This is a genomic window from Actinokineospora lacus, assembly GCF_053813445.1.
In genome coordinates, this window is record NZ_JBQERA010000007.1 from 300,693 (window position 1) to 318,729 (window position 18,037).

The 18,037-nt window shown below is 73.7% G+C and carries 18 protein-coding genes; 9 read left to right on the forward strand and 9 right to left on the reverse strand.

Features of this window, described 5'->3' with window-relative positions; translation table 11 throughout:
- Positions 1 to 130 precede the first annotated feature (130 nt).
- The 6 genes from ACTG9Q_RS19780 to ACTG9Q_RS19805 all read right to left on the reverse strand — a co-directional run bounded on the left by ACTG9Q_RS19780 (position 131) and on the right by ACTG9Q_RS19805 (position 5,947).
- The gene (locus ACTG9Q_RS19780; protein ID WP_455574426.1) at positions 131 to 979 is read right to left on the reverse strand and encodes a TatD family hydrolase; all 849 of its coding nucleotides are present in this window, start codon (positions 977 to 979) and stop codon (positions 131 to 133) included.
- The gene (locus ACTG9Q_RS19785; RefSeq protein WP_455574297.1) at positions 979 to 1,515 is read right to left on the reverse strand and encodes an EboA domain-containing protein; all 537 of its coding nucleotides are present in this window, start codon (positions 1,513 to 1,515) and stop codon (positions 979 to 981) included. The genes ACTG9Q_RS19780 and ACTG9Q_RS19785 overlap by 1 nt, the downstream gene beginning before the upstream one ends.
- Positions 1,512 to 2,750 carry an inositol-3-phosphate synthase gene (locus tag ACTG9Q_RS19790; protein WP_455574298.1) on the reverse strand — a complete coding sequence of 413 codons (1,239 nt, stop codon included), beginning with the start codon at positions 2,748 to 2,750 and terminating at the stop codon, positions 1,512 to 1,514. Before ACTG9Q_RS19790 ends, ACTG9Q_RS19785 begins: the two co-directional genes overlap by 4 nt.
- A 150-nt stretch (positions 2,751 to 2,900) precedes the next feature.
- The gene (locus ACTG9Q_RS19795; RefSeq protein WP_455574299.1) at positions 2,901 to 3,566 is read right to left on the reverse strand and encodes a DUF998 domain-containing protein; all 666 of its coding nucleotides are present in this window, start codon (positions 3,564 to 3,566) and stop codon (positions 2,901 to 2,903) included.
- Positions 3,567 to 3,647: 81 nt separating this feature from the next.
- The gene (locus tag ACTG9Q_RS19800) at positions 3,648 to 4,796 is read right to left on the reverse strand and encodes a DNA cytosine methyltransferase (protein ID WP_455574300.1); all 1,149 of its coding nucleotides are present in this window, start codon (positions 4,794 to 4,796) and stop codon (positions 3,648 to 3,650) included.
- Positions 4,797 to 4,876: 80 nt separating this feature from the next.
- Positions 4,877 to 5,947 (reverse strand): lytic polysaccharide monooxygenase, encoded by a 1,071-nt coding sequence (locus ACTG9Q_RS19805; protein ID WP_455574301.1) that lies wholly within the window; start codon positions 5,945 to 5,947, stop codon positions 4,877 to 4,879.
- Between the two features lie 299 nt (positions 5,948 to 6,246).
- On the opposite strand from ACTG9Q_RS19805, the gene ACTG9Q_RS19810 reads away from it, so the two are divergent.
- The 7 genes from ACTG9Q_RS19810 to ACTG9Q_RS19840 are packed head-to-tail and all read left to right on the forward strand — an operon-like array spanning position 6,247 to position 13,849.
- A complete protein-coding gene (locus ACTG9Q_RS19810; RefSeq protein ID WP_455574302.1) occupies positions 6,247 to 6,879 on the forward strand; it encodes a hypothetical protein in 633 nt (210 codons plus the stop codon).
- The gene (locus ACTG9Q_RS19815) at positions 6,857 to 8,503 is read left to right on the forward strand and encodes a GH3 family domain-containing protein (RefSeq protein ID WP_455574303.1); all 1,647 of its coding nucleotides are present in this window, start codon (positions 6,857 to 6,859) and stop codon (positions 8,501 to 8,503) included. Before ACTG9Q_RS19810 ends, ACTG9Q_RS19815 begins: the two co-directional genes overlap by 23 nt.
- A complete protein-coding gene (locus ACTG9Q_RS19820) occupies positions 8,500 to 9,363 on the forward strand; it encodes a class I SAM-dependent methyltransferase (RefSeq protein WP_455574304.1) in 864 nt (287 codons plus the stop codon). Before ACTG9Q_RS19815 ends, ACTG9Q_RS19820 begins: the two co-directional genes overlap by 4 nt.
- A 2-nt stretch (positions 9,364 to 9,365) precedes the next feature.
- Positions 9,366 to 10,694: an NAD(P)/FAD-dependent oxidoreductase gene (locus ACTG9Q_RS19825; RefSeq protein ID WP_455574305.1), complete on the forward strand. Its 1,329-nt coding sequence runs from the start codon at positions 9,366 to 9,368 to the stop codon at positions 10,692 to 10,694.
- Positions 10,691 to 11,800 (forward strand): hypothetical protein, encoded by a 1,110-nt coding sequence (locus ACTG9Q_RS19830; RefSeq protein ID WP_455574306.1) that lies wholly within the window; start codon positions 10,691 to 10,693, stop codon positions 11,798 to 11,800. Before ACTG9Q_RS19825 ends, ACTG9Q_RS19830 begins: the two co-directional genes overlap by 4 nt.
- Positions 11,800 to 12,555, forward strand: a complete 756-nt coding sequence (locus ACTG9Q_RS19835) for a DUF6182 family protein (RefSeq protein ID WP_455574307.1) — start codon at positions 11,800 to 11,802, stop codon at positions 12,553 to 12,555. The genes ACTG9Q_RS19830 and ACTG9Q_RS19835 overlap by 1 nt, the downstream gene beginning before the upstream one ends.
- Positions 12,512 to 13,849 (forward strand): cytochrome P450, encoded by a 1,338-nt coding sequence (locus tag ACTG9Q_RS19840; protein WP_455574308.1) that lies wholly within the window; start codon positions 12,512 to 12,514, stop codon positions 13,847 to 13,849. The genes ACTG9Q_RS19835 and ACTG9Q_RS19840 overlap by 44 nt, the downstream gene beginning before the upstream one ends.
- Here ACTG9Q_RS19840 and ACTG9Q_RS19845 read toward each other — a convergent pair.
- A complete protein-coding gene (locus ACTG9Q_RS19845; RefSeq protein ID WP_455574309.1) occupies positions 13,835 to 14,182 on the reverse strand; it encodes a hypothetical protein in 348 nt (115 codons plus the stop codon). The two genes, ACTG9Q_RS19840 and ACTG9Q_RS19845, sit on opposite strands and share 15 nt — an antisense overlap.
- A gap of 103 nt (positions 14,183 to 14,285) precedes the next feature.
- On the opposite strand from ACTG9Q_RS19845, the gene ACTG9Q_RS19850 reads away from it, so the two are divergent.
- Positions 14,286 to 15,245, forward strand: a complete 960-nt coding sequence (locus ACTG9Q_RS19850; protein WP_455574310.1) for a cation diffusion facilitator family transporter — start codon at positions 14,286 to 14,288, stop codon at positions 15,243 to 15,245.
- Here the strand turns inward: ACTG9Q_RS19850 and ACTG9Q_RS19855 are convergent.
- Together ACTG9Q_RS19855 and ACTG9Q_RS19860 are read right to left on the reverse strand one after the other, a co-directional pair.
- A complete protein-coding gene (locus tag ACTG9Q_RS19855) occupies positions 15,227 to 16,156 on the reverse strand; it encodes an AraC family transcriptional regulator (RefSeq protein WP_455574311.1) in 930 nt (309 codons plus the stop codon). The two genes, ACTG9Q_RS19850 and ACTG9Q_RS19855, sit on opposite strands and share 19 nt — an antisense overlap.
- 41 nt (positions 16,157 to 16,197) lie before the next feature.
- Complete coding sequence (locus ACTG9Q_RS19860) at positions 16,198 to 16,554, reverse strand: STAS domain-containing protein (protein WP_455574312.1); 357 nt, start codon at positions 16,552 to 16,554, stop codon at positions 16,198 to 16,200.
- Positions 16,555 to 16,687: 133 nt separating this feature from the next.
- On the opposite strand from ACTG9Q_RS19860, the gene ACTG9Q_RS19865 reads away from it, so the two are divergent.
- The gene (locus tag ACTG9Q_RS19865) at positions 16,688 to 17,875 is read left to right on the forward strand and encodes a PP2C family protein-serine/threonine phosphatase (protein ID WP_455574313.1); all 1,188 of its coding nucleotides are present in this window, start codon (positions 16,688 to 16,690) and stop codon (positions 17,873 to 17,875) included.
- Positions 17,876 to 18,037: the final 162 nt, after the last annotated feature.

An 18,037-nucleotide genomic window follows, 5' to 3' on the forward strand; every position in this document is an offset into this window, starting at 1 on the left:
CTTGTGGACACCGTCCGCCGCGGTCCGGCGGGCGGTGACCACGACTGGTGCCCCGCGGCCTCGTGGCCGCGGGGTATCGCTGTTGTCTGGACGAAGTCGACCGGCGGGCCAGGGACGAGGAGCGGTCGGGTCACTCCCCGCCGCGGCGGGTGGAGTTGCCCGCGTACTCGGCCGCGGCGGTGGCGTCGGCGAGCCGCAGGCGCCCGCTCTGCCCGTAGAACTCCACCGGGTTGCGCCAGAACACCTGGTCCACCGCGTCGGCGCCGAAACCGGCGCCCAGCATGGCCTCCGCCGTGCGCCGCGTGGTCAGCGGGTCGCTGCGGCCCCAGTCGGCCGCGGAGTTGACCAGGACGCGCTCGGTGCCGTACTCGGCGAGCAGCGCCACCATCCGCTCCGGGCTCATCTTGGTGTCGGGGTAGATGGAGAAGCCCATCCAGCAGCCGCTGTCGGCCACCGCGCGCACGGTGACCTCGTTGAGGTGGTCGACCACGACCCGGTGCTCCCCGATGCCGGACTCGGCCACCACGTCCAGCGTGCGGCGCGTGCCGGTGGCCTTGTCGCGGTGCGGGGTGTGCACCAGGGCGGGCAGGCCGTGCTCGACGGCCAGGGCGAGCTGGGCGGCGAAGGCGGCGTCCTCGGCCGGGGTCATCGAGTCGTAGCCGATCTCGCCGACGGCGACCACCCCGTCCTTCAGCAGGTACCTCGGCAGCTCGTCGAGCACCTCGGTGAGCCGGGGATCGTTGGCCTCCTTGGGGTTCAGCGCGATCGCGCAGTGGTGGCTGATCCCGAACTCGGCCGCGCGGAAGGGCTCCCAGCCCAGCAGCGCGTCGAAGTAATCGATGAAGGTCCCCACGGATGTGCGCGGCTGCCCGAGCCAGAAGGCGGGCTCGACCAGGGCGCGCACCCCGGCGGCGGCCATCGCGGCGTAGTCGTCGGTGGTGCGGGAGGTCATGTGGATGTGCGGGTCGAAAATGCGGATCACACCAGCTCCTCGGTGATCGGCCGGATGTCGGCGGGCACGGCGCGCCCGGCCGCGACCCGTTCCTCGGCGAAGCGGGCCAGCATCGCCGCCAGCTCCGCGTCCGCGCGCTCGGGCAGCCCGTCGACGGCGGCCAGCGGCAGGCCCATGAACACGCACTTGAGCACCGCCTGTCGGAACGCGGCGGGGCTGAGGTGGAGTGTGGCGTAGCGGCCCACGGCGGCCAGGACGAGCCGGGAGTCGTTGGTGCGCAAGGCGTCCTCGACGATCGGCAGGGCCGCCGGGCCCACCGCCACCGCTGGCAGCGCCAGCAGCACCGCCCGCCGTTCCGCGGCGTCGCCGTGGCGGTAGAGCCGCAGGAGGGTCTCGGCCAGCGCGGGGCCGGACAGCGGAAGGCTGGTGATCAGCTCGACCCGCGCGGCGTCGGCGCCCGCGGACCCCTGGCCGCAGTGCCTGCCCGCCACCGGGAACAGCGTGAAGATGGCGGCGGGGTCGCGGCGCACCGCGTCGGCGGCCGCGCTCAGCCAGGCGCTCACCGGCGGGCCGCCCAGTCCAGCAGCGTGGCGAACTGGCGCTCCAGCACGTGCTCGGTACTGGCGACCGGGTCCTTGAAGAAGAACCCCAGCTCGGGCACCGCCCCACCCCGTCGGACCCCGGCGATCAGCCGCGCGAGGTCGAGCACCAGCGGCGCGGCCAGCGCCGAGTCGCAGCCCTGCCAGGTGAACTGCATCGTCATGCGCACGCCGAGGAACCCGGCGAAGCCGATGTGGTCCCACGCGGTCTTCCACTCGCCCAGGTCCGGGACGTGGTGGATGTGCACGCCGCCCTCGACCGGGTGCCCGAGGATCGCGCCGAGCACCTGGGCCTTGGAGTCGGCCTTGCTCGCCGCGCGGTCGGGGTCGGCCAGCGTGGCCCCGTCGCCGCCGCCGAGGAGGTTCGTGCCCGACCACGACCGCACCCGCAGCGCGCGGCGGGCGAACATCGAGGCCAGCGCGGACTTCACCAGCGTCTCGCCGGTCTTGCCGTCGCTGCCCGCGTACGGCACGCCGCGCTCGCGGGCCAGCTCGTCCAGCGCGGGCAGCCGCGCCCCGGTCGACGGGGTGAAGTCGACGAACGGGCAGTCGGCCAGCAGCGCGGCGCACGCGTAGAGCGAGCTGGCGGGCAGCACCGACCTGGTGCTCAGCGCGGCGGCCAGCAGCGGCCACGACGCGTGCGCCGGGTCCGGCGCGGACCGGGGCTCGGTGGCCGCGACGTTGACCACCACCACCCGCTCCAGCTCGTGCGCCTCGCGGAACTCGGTGAGGTCGGCGACCAGCCGGGCGATGGTCTCGGCCTGTGCGTCGGCGCGCTCCCCCCGCCGGTCGAAGTCGGTCTGCCCGCCGGTGCTGGCGCGCGAGGTCGCGACCTGCTCACCCCGCTGGTCGAACTCGGTCCGCCGCCCGGTGTCGGTGTGCGGGGCGGGGACGTCCGCGCCCGGGCGGATGGCGGCGTCGGCGGCGAGCAGGTCGGTCCGGACCAGCTCGGCGAGCCCCGGCGGCAGCACGCCTGCCTCGGTCAGCATCTCCGCGCGCTTGACCAGGCCGGTCTCCACCACGTCGTGGCCGCCGAAGACGAGCTCGTCGTACCCGGGCAGCCCCAGGCCCGCGAACTCGGGCAGCGCGGTGACACACCCGGTCGGCGCGGCGATGCCCGCCCGCAGCGCGGCGGCGCCCGCCACCGTCGTCGTCGCCACCGAGCCGCGGGCGCCGATCAGCCAGATTCCGGTACGCATCGCGGGGTCCCAGCCCTTCCGTCGGCGGCCTCTCCCCCCGCATCGTCGGCCACGATCGGGTGAATCAGCCAGTGCCGTCCTCATCCGCCGGGCGGACGCGGTCACGGTCGGGGGATGAGCTCCTCACGCCGCCATCTGTCCACAGCGGACTCATGCGGTGGCGGCGGTGCTCTCCTTCCTGCCGCCGGAGTCGGGCAGGATCAGCTCGCCCTTGGTCAGCCAGGCGAGGCCGAAGGCGAAGGAGGCGGCGAACTCCAGCCACAGCGTCAGGCGGAGGTCGTGCGTCACGTCCTGGAAGAACATGCCGGTGACGACGATGAGGACCAGGGACGCCAGGATCACCAGCCCGCAGACGAGGTACACGCCGTTGCGCTTCATCTTGCGCTCGGGAGTCGGGTCCTCGCCGTTGGTGCGCCGGAACAGCACGAGGCAGAAGTAGGCGAGCGAGAGGAAGAACACCGCGGCGGAGACCACGTGCAGCACGCCGAGGACCTTGTCGGCGGCGGTGGCGTCCCGCGCGGGGGTGGTCGGGAGCAGCGCCACCCCGATCGCGGCGACCGCGGTGATGTTGCTGACCAGGTTGTCGATCGGGCCGTGGCCCCGGTAGGACAGGAGGAACACCCCGATGGCGCACATGGCGCCGACGTACACATCACGCAGGTCGCTGTAGTAGTACCCGCTGATGGAGTGCAGCAGCTGCCCGTTGAGCAGCAGGTTCCCGACCGTCAGCACGACCGGGAGCGCCATCCCGATGATGCCGATGGCGCGCCGCAGGTAGAGGTACGAGTGGACGAGGGTGTCGTGTATGGGGCTCATGGCCGCCTCCCGACTCAATGAAGCCGATACTCGGTATATCGGCACCCGCGGGCGGAAGCGTACCCAGACCACCTGAACGGACTATCCGCACAATCCGCACACGGCCTGCGCCGCGCCGCCGCCCAGCAGGTACGGCTTCAGGTGCCGGGCGATGGCCTCGGCCAGCACCGGCGGCACCGCGTTGCCGATCTGCCTGGCGATCTGCAGCTTCGTGCCGCACCACCGGAAGCGCGCCGGGAACGTCTGCAGCCGGGCGGCCTCCAAGTGGGTGATCGGCCGGTCGACCCGGTGGCCGGTGGGTCCGGGCTCCCACTGGGGGTGCAGGTACTGGCCCTTCTCCGGCTTGAAGAACTCGGTGCGGATCGTCAGCGACGGCATGTCCCAGCGCATCCGGCCCATGACGTCGGTGGTCCCGGTCTTCTTCTCCCGCCAGCAGCGCGAGAGCAGGTGCTCGGGCAGGTCGAAGCGGCCCCCGCCCGGCGGGACGTGCCGGTACCGCTCCAGGGACAGCGCGGTGGGGTTGCGACCGATGTGCAGCGCGGGGCCCGTGAACACGCCGGGGACGTCGAGGCCGAAGAACTCGGCGCGGGAGGCGGGCAGGTCGGTGGTGGCGGGCACCTCCGCGAGCCCGGTCAGCACATCCCTCGTCGTGTGCCACCCCGGCAGGCCGCCCGGCGTGCCCGGCCGGGCGTGCGTGGGCGCGGGCAGGGGGATGGGGCCGATCCTGGAGCCGATTACGATGGTGCGCTTGCGCCGCTGGGGGACGCCGAAGTCGGCGGCCAGCAGGAACCCGGCGGTCAGCTCGTAGTCCCGCAGCAGCCCGCCGGGGGCGGCCTCGGCCCGCAGCAGCGCGAACTCGCTGGAGGAGAAGAACCGGTCGACGTTCTCGATCACGAACACCTTCGGCGCCGCGTGCCGGACGAACCGCAGGTACTCCTTCCACAGCGAGTTGCGCGGATCGTCGACCTCGCGCGACCCGAGGTTGGAGAACCCCTGGCACGGCGGCCCGCCGATGACCAGGTCGGCCTCGGGGATCTCGGCGTCGGCCACCGCGGCGATGTCGGCGTGGCGGGTGTGGTCCTCGCCGAAGTTCGCGGCGTAGGTGGCCGCGGCGTGCAGGTCGACCTCGACCGCGAGCACCGGGGCGTACCCCCGCGCCGCGTGGAAACCCGAGGTCATGCCCCCGCAGCCGGCGAACAAGTCGATCATCGTCAACGGCCCGGTCTGCACCGGCCCAGGCTAGTCGACGGCATGGGTCCGGCCCGGCAGGCCGCGTCGCCTGCCGGGCCGGACATGTCAGCCCCGATGGGTCAGGGGCTGGTGCAGGTGAGTGCCGGGGCACCTCCGGCGGTGCCGTTGGCCTGGAAGCCGAACGTCGTCGAGCCGCTGGCCCCGACGCTGCCGTTGTGGCCCGCGTTCTTGACCGTCACGGCGGACCCGCTGCTCGTGAGCGCGCCGTTCCACAGGTTGGCGATCGTCTGCCCGCTGCCCAGCGTCCAGCGCACGGACCAGCCGCTCAGCGCGGAGGTTCCCGAGTTCCGGACCGTGACCTCGGCCTGGTACCCGCCGCCCCACGAGTTGACGACCTTGTACTCCGCCGCGCAGCCGCCGGGCGGCGGGGGCGTGGTGGGGGTGGTCGGCGTGGTGGGCGTGGTCGGGGTGGTGCTGGTCGGGTCGCCCGCGCGGCCGACGCCGGTCACCTCGCCGTTGCCGCCGTCGAAGGTGACGTCGGAGCAGTTGTAGAAGGTCTCGGTGCTGTCCGAGCGCGACCACACCGAGTAGATGATGTGGCGGCCGGACTTGGCCGCGGGCATGCGCCCGTTCCAGTAGTAGTGGCCGTCATTGGTGCCGACCGAGCCCTGCTGGGCCGGGTTGGTCACCGACAGGAACGGCTGCTCCTCGATGTCCGCCCACGACAGCGGCCGGTTGGGGCTCCAGCTGTCCTTGGTGACGTACATGTGGAAGGTGCCGGGGTGGGCCGCCCAGTTGCTGTACCACCAGTGGAAGTCCGCGCCCGCGCTCAGGTGCGTGACCGGGTAGTCGGACCTGGCGATGTCGAAGCCCGAGAAAGTCGGGTTGTTGGCGCTGCACAGCTTGCCGTCGGGGATGAACCCCCGCGTGCGGCCCGCGCCGTCGGAGCGCAGCGAGCCGAACCAGTTGTACAGCGCGTTGGTGCCGCCCGCGTCGACCGCGGCCTTGCAGGCCGGGTTGATCGGCACGATGTTGCCCTGCGGGCTGCGCCCGTCCTGCCAGCACAGGTACGTACGGCTGCCGGGCTTCATCATGGCACCGTGCGCCGACGCCGGGCTGACGGCCACGATCAGGCCCACCGCCGTGGCCACCGCGGCGGCCGCGCTCAGGAACGCAAGCTTCCGTCGCATCCTCACCGTTGTCCCTTTCGATTACCTCGTCGTATCGGGAGGGTTGGGAGCGCTCCCAGAAGCAGTTCACAGAGTAGCCCGATTGGCCCGTTCTGTGAATACCCGGTTACATGCGCCCTACTGCCCGCCTGCGCCCTGTGGCGTAGCGGCCACCGGATCGGCCGCCGCCCAGAGGGACCAGTCAGCCCCGGGTCCGTCCGGGTCCGTGATCAATTCCCGTGCGGCAGTGGAACTGCTCTGTGGTCCTGCCCGCCCCGGTGCGACATGGTGGAAATGATCACCCGTACGGAGGGCAGTCGATGGAACCCCGCTTCACCGTCCTGCTCGGGCCCGACTACGCGGGCAAGTCCACTGTGCTCAGTGAGATGGCCAGGCGTGGCTGGCACTGCGTCTCCTACGACGACGACTTCCTGCCCGCCGACTGCGCGCTCGTGGCCGACCTGCGCGACGGCTTCCTCGGGCGGGCGCTGAGCGGGGCGGGCAAGCCCTACTCCGCCGACTTCGTCGTCACCGTCCTGCAGACGGCCGTGGTCCACCTGCGCGACCAGCTCGGCCGCGGCGCGCGGGGCCAGCCGGTCCTCGTCGACTCCTACTACTACAAGATCCTCGCCAAGTGCCTGGTCACCGGGCTGCTCAGCCCGTCCATGCTCGCCTGGTGGCGGACGTTCCCGCGGCCCGCCCAGGTCGTCTACCTCGACGTCGACCCGGCCGAGGCGTGGCGGCGCAGCGGGCACGGCGCGAGGCTCAACGCTTTCGAGCACCACGGCGCGACCCCCACGTGGGAGGGGTTCCGCCGGTTCCAGCTGGAGCTGCGCGCGCGCCTGTTCGACGAGATCGACGGGCTGCCCGCCCTGGTCGTCGAGCACGGCGCCGCGGCAGGCGCCATCCGCGCACTCACCGGGAGCGACGATGTCCACTCCACCGCGGCCTGACTACCGGGACCGGGTGCTCGCCGAGCGCGACGCGCTGGAGCGGGCGCTCGCCGAGCCCGCCACCGCGCAAGCGGCGGTGCTCGCCGAGCTGCTGGCCGCCAACGCCGAGACCGCCTTCGGCGTCGAGCACGGGTTCAAGACCATCCGCACCGCCGAGGAGTACCGCGCCGCCGTCCCGATCCGCGACTACGACGCCCTCGCGCCGTGGATCGACCGCGCGGCGGCGGGCGAGCGCGCGGTGCTCTCCGCCGACGACCCGGTCGTGTACTTCATGAGCAGCGGCAGCACCGGCGACAGCAAAAAGGTCCCGGTGACGCGGGAGTTCATGCGCACCGGCTTCTTCCCGCCCTTCTACGCCGCGTGGGCGCCGTTCGTCGAGCACTTCCCCGACGTCGTCACCCGGGCGGACAGCACGCTCAACCTCAAGCACGACCCGGTCAGCGCCACCGCGACAACCGCGTCCGGGCGCCCGCACCTGGGCGCCAGCCAGGTCGACTTCGGCGCGGCGTTCGGCGAGCCGCTGGCCGCGGAGCCCGGCTCGCGCGCACCGTGGGCGACGCTGCCGGTCCCCGTGGCGGACACCGACTACCTGGAGAAGGCGTACCTGCGGCTGCGGCTGGCCGCCGAGCACGACGTGCGGTGCGTCATCGGCATCAACCCGGCCGTGGTCGCCGCGCTGCCCTACCAGCTCGACATGTGGTGGCCGCGGCTGGTGCGCGAGCTGCACGACGGCACCGTCGGCGGAATCCGGCACGGGGAGCCGAACCGGGAGCGGGCCGCCGAGCTGGAGCGGCTGGCCACCTACTTCGGCACGCTGGCGCCCGCGCACGTCTGGCCGCGCTTCCAGGTGATCTTCTGCTGGACCACCGGCCTCGCCTCGCTGTACCTGCCCCGGCTGGCCGAGTCCTTCGGGCCGGGCGTGGTCGCCCTGCCCGCGCCGGTCGCGGCGTCGGAGGGGTTCGTCGGGGTCGCCCTCGACCGCCACGGCGCGGCCTGCTCGCCCGCGGTGACCGCCGCCTTCCACGAGTTCGCCGACGCCGACGTCCCGCTGGCCGCCGACACCGAGACCTGCTCGTACGCCGAGCTGGAGGTGGGCCGGGAGTACCACGTGGTGCTCAGCCACGTCGGCGGCCTGTACCGCTACGCCCTGGGCGACGTGGTGCGGGTGGTCGACCGCAAGCACGGCGTGCCCAGGGTGCTCTACGCGGGCCGCAACACCGTCTCCGACCTCGCCGGGGAGGCGCTGCGCGAGTCGCACGTCGTGCGCGCCCTGGGCGACGCCCTCGCCGCGGGCGGGCTCTCGGCGCGCAACGCCACCTGCCGCGCGGTGTCCTCGCGGTACGAGTTCGCCATCGCCACCGACGCGCCCGTCGACGCCCGCGAACGCGCCGCGCTGCTGGCCGCCATCGACGCCCGCCTGCGCCACCACTCGGCGGGCTACGCCACCGCGCGCCGGACGGGCAGGCTGGCCGACCCCGCGCTGCACCTCCTCGACGGCACCGCGTTCCTGCGCGAGTGGCACGCCAGGGTGGCCTCGGGAATCCGCCCACCCCAGGTGAAGGACCGCGTCTTCCAGCGCGACGCCGCCACCTGGTCCGCACTGCTGGAAGGGGCCCGGCCATGACCGCCTTCGACGCCGTGGCCCGGACGTCGCTGCTGACCGCCGCCTTGCGCAGCCGGGAGAGCAGCGCGGCCAACCGCCTCTACGAGGACCCCTACGCGCGGCTGCTGTGCGGCGCCGAGGGCCAAGCCCTGGTCGACCGCATCCAGCAGGTCACCAGCCGCGACCGGGTCTGCGACGACGGGCGCCGGATTCCCGACACCGTGGACTACAACGCCATCCGCACCCGCTTCCTCGACGACTGGCTGCGCGCCGCGCTCACCGAGACCGGCCACGAGCAGGTGGTGATCGCCGCCGCCGGGATGGACACCCGCGCCTACCGGCTGGCCTGGCCGCACCCGGTCACCGTCTACGAGATCGACCGGGAACCGGTGCTGGCGCACAAGAGCGGCAGGCTCGCCGGGCACACGCCCGCGGTGGCCCGCAGGGAGGTGCCCGCCGACCTGGTCGCCGACGACTGGCGCGCGGCGCTGACCGCCGCGGGGTTCGACCGGACGCGGCCCGCGGTCTGGCTGGTGGAGGGGCTGTTCTACTACCTTCCGCCCACCGCGGCGCACCGGCTGCTCGCCGAGCTGTCCGCGTTCTGCGCGCCGGAGAGCCGCCTGGCCGCCGACCTGGTCAACACTCTCGCCCTGGACGCCCCCTCCACGCGCGAGCTGATGGCGCTCTACGCCGACTGGGGCTCGCCGTGGCTGTTCGGCTGCGACGAGCCGGAGCTGGCCTTCGCCGCGCACGGCTTCTCCGTCGCGGCCGTGCAGCCCGGCGAGCCCGGCGCGGACTTCGGCCGCTGGTCGGACAGCGTCACCCCGCGCGACGTGCCGGGCGTGCCGCGGGTCTTCTACGTCCACGGAAAGAAGGTCTAGCGATGCGCACCGCAGTCGTCGTCGGCGGGGGCCCCACCGGGCTGGCCGCCGCGCTCGCCCTGCGCCCGCTCGGCTACCGGGTCGAGGTGCTCGACCGCGACCCGGGGCCGGTGCCCGAGAGCGTCGCCGCGGCCAACGCAGGCTGGGTGCGGCCGAGCTCTCCGCAGGCCCTGCACTCGCACTCGTTCACCAGCCTGGCGGTGTTCCGCCTGCGCGAGCACGCCCCGGAGGTCTACGCGGCGCTGCTCTCGGCGGGGAGCCCGGAACTGGACCTCGCCGACGGCGCGCTGCCGTTCCTCGCCTGTCGCCGCCGCACCTTCGACCAGGTCTTCGCCACCGCGTCCGGGGTCGAGGTCCGGCGGGGGACCAAGGTCAGCGGGCTGGTGATCGACGGTTCGCGCGTCGCCGGGGTGCGATTATCCGGCGGCGGACGGGTCGACGCGGACGTGGTGGTCGACGCCTCCGGGCGGCGGTGCGAGTCGCGGCGGTGGCTGGCCGACGCCGGGCTGCCGGTCGCGCCGGACCGGACGAGCCCGTCGGGGATCTCTTGCTACACAAGGTTCTACCGCAGTCTGGACGGCTCGCTGCCGGGTGCGCTGAACCTGGGCACGGCCGCGGGCGGGGCGTTCGGCACGTACCTGGCCTTCGTCCACCCCGGTGACAACGGCACGTTCTCCGTCGGCGTCGGGGTGCTGCCCGAGGACCGGGTGCTGCACTCCGTCCACCGTGGACCGGTGTTCGACGCGGTGGTCGGCGCGACGCCGCTGGCGTCCTGGATCGACCCGGCGGTGGCCGAGCCGATCTCCCGGGTGCACGCGATCACCTTCCCCGACAACACCGCGCGGGGCGTGGCCGGTTCGGCCCAGGCCCCGGTGGCGGGGCTGTTCCCGGTGGGGGACGCCGCGTGCGTCACCAACCCCCTGTACGGGCGCGGTGTGGCGCTGGGCATCGCGCACGCGTTCCGGCTGCCCGAGGTGCTCGACGAGCCCGGCGCCGCGGCCGCGCTCGTCGAGGACCTGCTGTTCCCCTGGTACGACCGCGCGGTCATCGACGACCTGGACCGCAACCGCCGGTGGCGCCAGGCCGTCCTCGGCGAGGACGCCCCGCCGGTGGAGCACCTGTCCTTCGGCCACGCGACGCTGGCCTCGACGCGCGACCCGGTGCTGTGGCGGCGGCTCGCGGCCGTGCGCATGTCGCTGGGCCACCCCGAGGAGTTCTACGCCGACCCCGACACCCGCGCCCGCGTCGGCGCCGCGCTGGCCCAGGGCGTGCCGCCGCCCGCGGGGCCGAGCCGCTCGGCGCTGGTCGAGCTGGTGGGGGAGGCGGCGTGAGAGCCAAGGTCCTGCTCGCCCCGGTCACCGTCACGCCCACGAAGCCGCTGACCCCCAGCCACGTCAAGGGTCTGCTGTGGGTCGACGTGATGTACCGCGCGACCGGCCTGTGCGCTGACGTCGACTACCAGTACAGCCTCACGACGTACAACGCCACCTCGCAGACCCTCGGGTTCTGGGAGTACCTGGACCGCGAGCACCCCGACCTGGACTACGCCGACGTCGCCGAGTCCGACATCGGCGCGCTCTACGTGCGCTACCAGGCCGAGGACACCCGCGCCGAGTTCGCCGCCCTGCGCCCGTACCTGCGCGCCGTCGAGAGCTCCGGCTGGGTGCACCCCGCCAGCGCCCGCCTGGTCGCCCTGTGGCGGGAGCACTACGCCAGCCTCGGCATGCACGACCCCGGCCTGGCCGAGTTCCGCCCGCCGCCGCTGGAGCAGGAGGACGTCCTCGACCGGCTGCGCGGGCGGGGGCTCTGCCTGGACAGCCGCGACGGCGGTGGCGCGGTCTACCTCGACTGCACCCGCTTCGGCCTGCCCCTGCGCCAGATCGCCACCCCAGCGGCCCAGCCGAACTACCTGCTGCTGGCCCTGCGCGAGCTGGTCCCCCAGGCCGAGCGCTACGACGAGATCGTCCTGATCCACGACCGCGAGCTGACCGAGGACTACGTCCTGCTCCAGCGCACCCTGGACGCCCTGGGCGCCAGCACCGTCCGCGTCGCCCTGGACCGCGTCCCCATCGACGGCGTCGTGAAGTCGAGCCGCCACGGCGGCTGGGAGTCGGCCACGCTGCCCGCCATCCTCGCCGAGTGCCCCGCCGACGACCCCGCTGTCCTGCGGCTGGGCCTGCGGATGTACTTCCTGGCCGTCCTGGGCAAGGACCGCACCCAGTCCTTCCGCGTCGACCTGCTGCGCGCCACGCTCAAGCGCGCGGGGAAGCTGCTGGCGGGCGCGCCACCGCGGCTGGACCCGGTGGACCTGGCCGCCTTCGTCGGGGGCCACCGGGGCGACAACCGCCACGTCGACCCCTACCGGCTGACCTCGGGGCTCCTGGCCAAGCACCGCAGACCCCCGGTCCGCGACGTGGCCGAGGCGGTGTACTGCTGATGCCCAGCCAGGACGCCCTCCGCCACGCGCTGGCCCACCGGGTGGCCGAGGCCGCCGCCGGACCCGGCCGGGCGATCGCCGTGCCCTCCGGCGAGGTCGACCTCGACGCCCTGGCCGCCACTGCCGGGCAGGCGCCGGACACCACCGCCGTCGCCGTCCTGCGCCGCTTCGACGCCGCCGCGTTCGCCCGCTCGGCGCTGGCCTTCGCCGCCGGGCTGGACGAGGCGGCCGGGGACGAGTGGTTCCGGGCGTACACCCGCACCGTGTTCCTCGTCGGCAACCCGGCCAACCTCGGCCGGTTCCCCTTCGCCGCGCACGCCGACGACGGCTCGGTCGGCTGGCTCGGACCCGGCCCGGCCGCGGCGTTCCTCGGCCTGCGCCGCCTGCTCAAGCTCTACGCCCCCGACGCCGCCCCCGAGCCGCCGGGGGAGATCGCGCTGCGAGTGCCGGGGCGCGGGGTCGGCCGGACGCTGCTGCTGGAGGTGGCGACCGCCGGGGTGTCCACAGGGGACTACCTCGTGCACGTCAACCACATCATCGCCGAGGCCGTCCTCACCCGGACCGTCGGCCCCGGCGACCGCCTGCTGCTGCGCCACGTGCCCGTCGTCGCCGACGGGCCGAGCCTGCGGCTGCGCGTGCAGCGCGACGCAGGCGACCCGAGCAGGCTGCGGGCCTACGCCCGACTGTCTACTATGGATACGGAGAACGCCCATGACCGCAGGCTCCAGCACCGAGCGCCAGGCAGCGCTGCCTGAGCTGCCGCTGCCGCCGGGACCCCGGCTGCCGATGGCGGTGCAGACCATGCTCTACCGCGTCCGCCGCCACCAGTGGCTGCCCGAGCTGCAGCGCCGCCACGGCGATGTCATCGCGCTCAGGACCTTCCCCGAGGGCGACGTCGTGCTGCTGGCCGACCCCGAGCACATCCGCGCCGTCTTCGCGGGCTCGCCCACGACCTACCACGCGGGCGAGGGCAAGCTCATCATGACGCCGATGCTCGGCGCGCAGTCGGTGATGCTGACCGACGAGGAACCCCACCAGCGCGTCCGCAAGCTGCTCATGCCCGCCTTCACCGGCGCCGCCCTGCGCGGCTACCGCGACCTGATGGCCGTCGCCGCCGACGCCGAGGCCGCCGCCTGGCGCCCCGGCGCGCCCTTCGCCGCGCACCCGAGGATGCAGGCGGTCACCTTGGAGATCATCCTGCGGGTGGTGTTCGGCCTGGCCGACGGCCCGCGCTACACCGAGCTGCGCGAGCTGCTCGCCAAGGTGATCGACATCGGCGCGCTGCACCTGATCGGCTGGCAGAACCCCCGGCTGCAGCGCTTTGAGCCGTGGCGCGGCCACGCCAGGATGCAGCAGCGCGTCGACGTCCTGCTGCGCGCCGAGATCACCGAGCGGGCCCGCGCGCGCGACCTCGCCGAGCGCCGGGACGTCCTGTCCCGCCTGCTGGTCGCCAACCAGGGCGCGGCCGACGTGCTGACCCACACCGAGATCCGCGACCAGCTCGTCACCCTCCTGCTGGCCGGGCACGAGAGCACCGCCACCGCCCTGGCCTGGGCCTTCCACGACCTGGCCCGCTCCCCGCGGTGCCTGGCCAAGGCCACCGCCGCGGCGCACGCGGGCGAGGACGGCTACCTGGAGGCCGTGGTGAAGGAGTCCATGCGCCTGCACCCGGTGGTCTACGAGGTGGCCCGCAAGACCACCGAGGACGTGGTCATCGGCGGGTACCGCATCCCGGCGGGCCGCACCATCATGCCCTCGATCTCCCTGGTGCACTTCGACGAGCGCAACCACCCCGACGCGATGGCCTTCCGCCCCGAGCGCTTCCTCGACGGCGAGGTCTCACCCAGCACCTGGCTGCCCTTCGGCGGCGGCATCCGCCGCTGCCTCGGCGCGGCGTTCTCCCTGCTGGAGGCCGTGGAAATCCTCCGCGCCGCCCTGACCCGCTTCCACATCACCCCCGAGCACCTCGCCGCCGAGCCGCCGGTCCCGCGCAACGTCACCATGCCCCCGGCCAAGGGCGCGCGGATCACGGTCTCAGCGGCCGGCTAAGGCCCGCTGGGGCTGGTCCTCGTAGTACGGCGGCAGCGCCCCGCCGAGCAGCATGGGCCGGACCAGCTCGCGCAGGGACGCCACCTCGTCGGCGGAGTTCACGACCAGCAGGTCCGTGCGCTGGCCGTGGTCCCGCAGGTACTCGGCGGACCACGCCGAGGCCACTCCGTCGATGGCGCGCGCGGGATCGGTGGCGTAGACCGAGACGTTGGTCGTGCGGCAGCCGTGGTTGTCCTCAGCGGTGTGCTGCTCATACCGCTCCGCCATCAACCGGTACAGCTCCAGGTCGTCGGGCGAGGTGAGCACCCGCAGCTCCACCGGGTCGGCGGCCATACACCCGGTGGAGCTTCGATTCGTTTCACTCGAACGGATTACCGACCCCGAGGACGGCGCCCGCCGCCGGGCGTGAACCGCGGGCCGCTCCTACGCTCACGGCGTGAGCGAAGGCGGGAGCACGCTGACCGTGGTGCTCGCCGGGTCGGTGAACCTGGCGATCGCGGTGCTGAAACTGGTCGCGGGCCTGGTCACCGGGTCCGCGGCGATGCTGGCCGAGGCCGGGCACTCCGTCGCCGACACCGTCACCGAGATCCTGCTGCTGACCGCGCTCAAGGTCTCCGCCCGTCCCGCCGACCGCCGTCACCCCTTCGGCTACGGCAAGGCGCGCTACTTCTGGTCCCTGCTCGCCGCGGTGTCCATCTTCGTCTCCGGCGCGGTTTTCGCGCTGTACGAGGGGTTCTCCACGATCTTCGGCCCGCCGGAGGGGCAGACCTCGCCACATGTCGCCTACATCGTGCTGGCGGTGGCGTTCGCCCTGGAGTCGGTGTCCTGGTTCCAAGCGGTGCGCCAGGTGCGCCGGGAGGCGGGCGCCACGCCCATTGCGGTCCACTTGCGACAGAGCGACGACCCGACCGCGAAAACCGTGCTGTACGAGGACTCCGCCGCCTTGATCGGTCTCCTGCTGGCGTTCGCGGGCGTGGCCGCGCACCAGCTGACCGGCTCGTCGGTGTGGGACGGCGTCGCCTCGGTGGCCATCGGCGTGCTGCTCGGGCTCGTGGCGTTCCTGCTCGGCCGCGCCAACGCGGACCTGCTGATCGGGCGCCAGGCCGCGCCCGAGCTGGTGCGCGCGGTGCACGGCGTCCTGGCCGCCGCGCCGGAGGTCGACGCGGTGGTGGACCTGCAGACCATGCTCATCGGCGCCGACCGCGTCCTGGTCTGCGCCCGCGTGGACTTCGCCGACGCGCTGACCTCCGCCGACCTGGAGCGCGCGTGCGTGCGGCTCGCCGCCGAGCTGGCCGAAGCGCAGCCGGACGTGGCGGAGGTGTTCATCGAGCCGGTCCCGCGCACCAACCACGGCCTGCGCTCGGCGGTCCTGGCCCGCTACGGCAGGCTCGGCTGACCGCGCAGCGTCTGGCGGGGTGTGCGCCCGTAGGTGCGGTGGTACAGCGCGGCGAAGCGCCCTTGGTGGTGGAAGCCCCAGCGGGTGGCGACGGAGGTGACGGTCTCGTGGGGACCGGCGGCGGCCAGGTCGCGGTGGGCACGGGCCAGCCGGACCGCGCGCAGGTGCTCGGTGGGCGTGGTGTCGAGGTGGCGGCGGAACAGCAGTTGCAGCGTCCTGGGCGTCACGTGCGCCGCCCTGGCGATCTCGGTCAGGCCGACCGGGCGGTGGGCGTGGGCGGCGATGTGGTCGACCGCGCGGCGCAGGGCGGCGGGGGAGGCGTCGTGCCCCTGCCCGTCCCCGGCGGAGGGGAACGCGGCCAGCACGGCGGCGCAGAGCGTGCGGGCGGCGTTGTCCAGCACGAGCGGGCCCGCGGCCGGGTTGGGCAGCACCTCGTCGGTGAGGAAGTCGATGGCGCTCACGCAGAGCCGCGCGGCCGCGGTGGAGACGGGCTGGTGGCTGGTGAACCGGGTCGTTCCCCCGAGGTCGGCGATGGCGCTGTCCTCGATGGAGACCAGCTGGAGCACGACGTCGTCCCAGCGCACGATGTACGGCCGGTCGGGCGGGGCGACCAGGAACACGTCGTCGCGGCCCGCGCGCACGGACTCGCCCCCGGTGTCGCGCTCGATCCGGCCCTCCAGCACGCGGGCGAGGATCAGCCTGCCCAGGGGCAGGGCCCGGTGCTCCACCGCCATCGAGTGGGTGAGGGTCGACAGCGTCAGCGGGCCCGCTTCCCGGAAGGAGTGCGCCATGCGGAAGCGGTCCCGGCCGCCGCGGATGCGCATGGTGTTCTCGACGTACGCCTCGCGCATGAACGCGTGCGCCTCGTCAGGGTTCGTGGTGGTGAACACGCTGCCTGCTGCTGGGGCCACTGTTGATCTCTCCTGTCAGCGACCCCCACCATAACCGTGCCCTAGGTCGCCCGCTGGGGTCCTCCCATGGCCTGGTCCAGCGTCTCGGCTGTGGAAACAACGCCGTCCAGGCCGGTCAGCGCCAGGCTCCGCGCCACCGGCCCCGCTGACGGCGCCACCACGACCAGCGGCGTCTCGGTGAGCAGCGCGCGGTGCTGCGCCCCGACCAGCACGCCCACGCCCGCCGACCCGCAGAAGGTGACCAGCGCCATGTCCGCCACGACCCCCAGGGGGCGCGCGGCGAAGGCATCGGTGATGGTCCGCTCCAGGCCACTCGCGGTGGCCAGGTCCACCTCGCCGCGGATGCGCACCACCGCCCAGCCCTCGATGGAATCCGTCCGCGTGGACAGCTGTGTCATCCCGTTGCCTCCCCACTTGTTGTGCAGTGGACGGTGGCCCTTGGCGGGAGCGGGCGAAAGCCGGGAAGCGAAACAGGTTGTCCGCGAAGCGAAGGGCGACGACGATCCGGCCGCGACCCCTTACTCTCATCGGATGGCTTCCGACTCGACCTGGTACGCGGTGCTCGATGACATCATCTGCGGCGCCCACCTGTCGACCGCCGAACGTCTTGTCGCCCTCGTCAACTCGGCCTGCGAGCGAGTGGGGATGAGTTCCGTCATCTACCTGGCCGACATGGGCCAGCACAGCCTGCGCCCGGTGGAGGCGGGCCGGGAGGACCTGGTCGTGGACGGCACCATGGCCGGGCGCGCCTTCCGGTTCACCGAGATCGTGCCCGCCGAGGGCGTGCTGTGGATGCCGATGGTCGACGGCACCGACCGGGTGGGTGTGCTCCGGCTGGAGCTGCCCGCCGACGCCGACCCGCACGACCCGACGCTGCGGGCCCGGTGCTGGACGCTGGCCGGGCTGGTCGGGCACGTGGTCGTGGCCAAGAAGCCCTACGGCGACCTCTTCCACCGGGTGCGGCGCACCGTCCCGCTGACGGTGGCGGGGGAGTTGCTGTGGCAGTTGCTGCCGCCGCAGACCTTCGCCTGCGCCGAGCTGGTCGTCTCCGCCGTCGTCGAGCCCTTCCACGGGGTCGCGGGCGACGCGTTCGACTACGCGGTCAGCGACACCCACGCCTACCTGGCCCTCTTCGACGCCACCGGCCACGACCTGCGCGCGGGCCTGCTCACCAGCACCGTCCTGGCCGCGACCCGCAACGCCCGCCGGGCGGGCGCCGACCTGCCCGAGATCGCCGCGGCGGCCGACCGCGCCCTCGCCGAGGAGCACCCGACCAGCGGTTTCTGCACCGCCGTGCTGATCGAGCTCGACCTGCGCAACGGCAGGCTCCACTACCTGCTGGCCGGGCACCCGCCGCCGGTCGTGCTGCGCGACAACCGCGTGGTGAAGACCTTCGACGCCCGCCCCCGCGTCCCCTTCGGCGTCGACGGGCCCGCGGGCGGCCTGGGCACGGAGCACCTGGAACCGGGCGACCGCCTGCTGCTGTACACCGACGGCATCACCGAGGCCCGCAGCCCCTCCCGCGAGCTCTTCGGCCTGGACCGCCTGGTCGACCTGACCGAACGCCACGAGTCCGCCCAACTGCCCGCCCCGGAAACCCTGCGCCGCATCACCCACGCCGTGCTGGAGCACCAGAGCGGCACCCTGCAGGACGACGCCACCCTCATGCTGGTCGAGTGGTCGACCAGCGCCGCCGCCCGCCTGCTGCCCCGCCTCTGAGCAGGCCACTCGCGGGCGTGACGGCTTGAGTCGTTCGCGGTGCGGCAGGTGTACGAGGTCGAGCACGGTGTGCGCGGGGCTCCCGGGGTCGGCGACGAGGTCGAGGTTCGCCCCGCGCAGCTCGCGCAGGACGCCCGCGTCTGTGCTGGTGAGCAGGCTGAC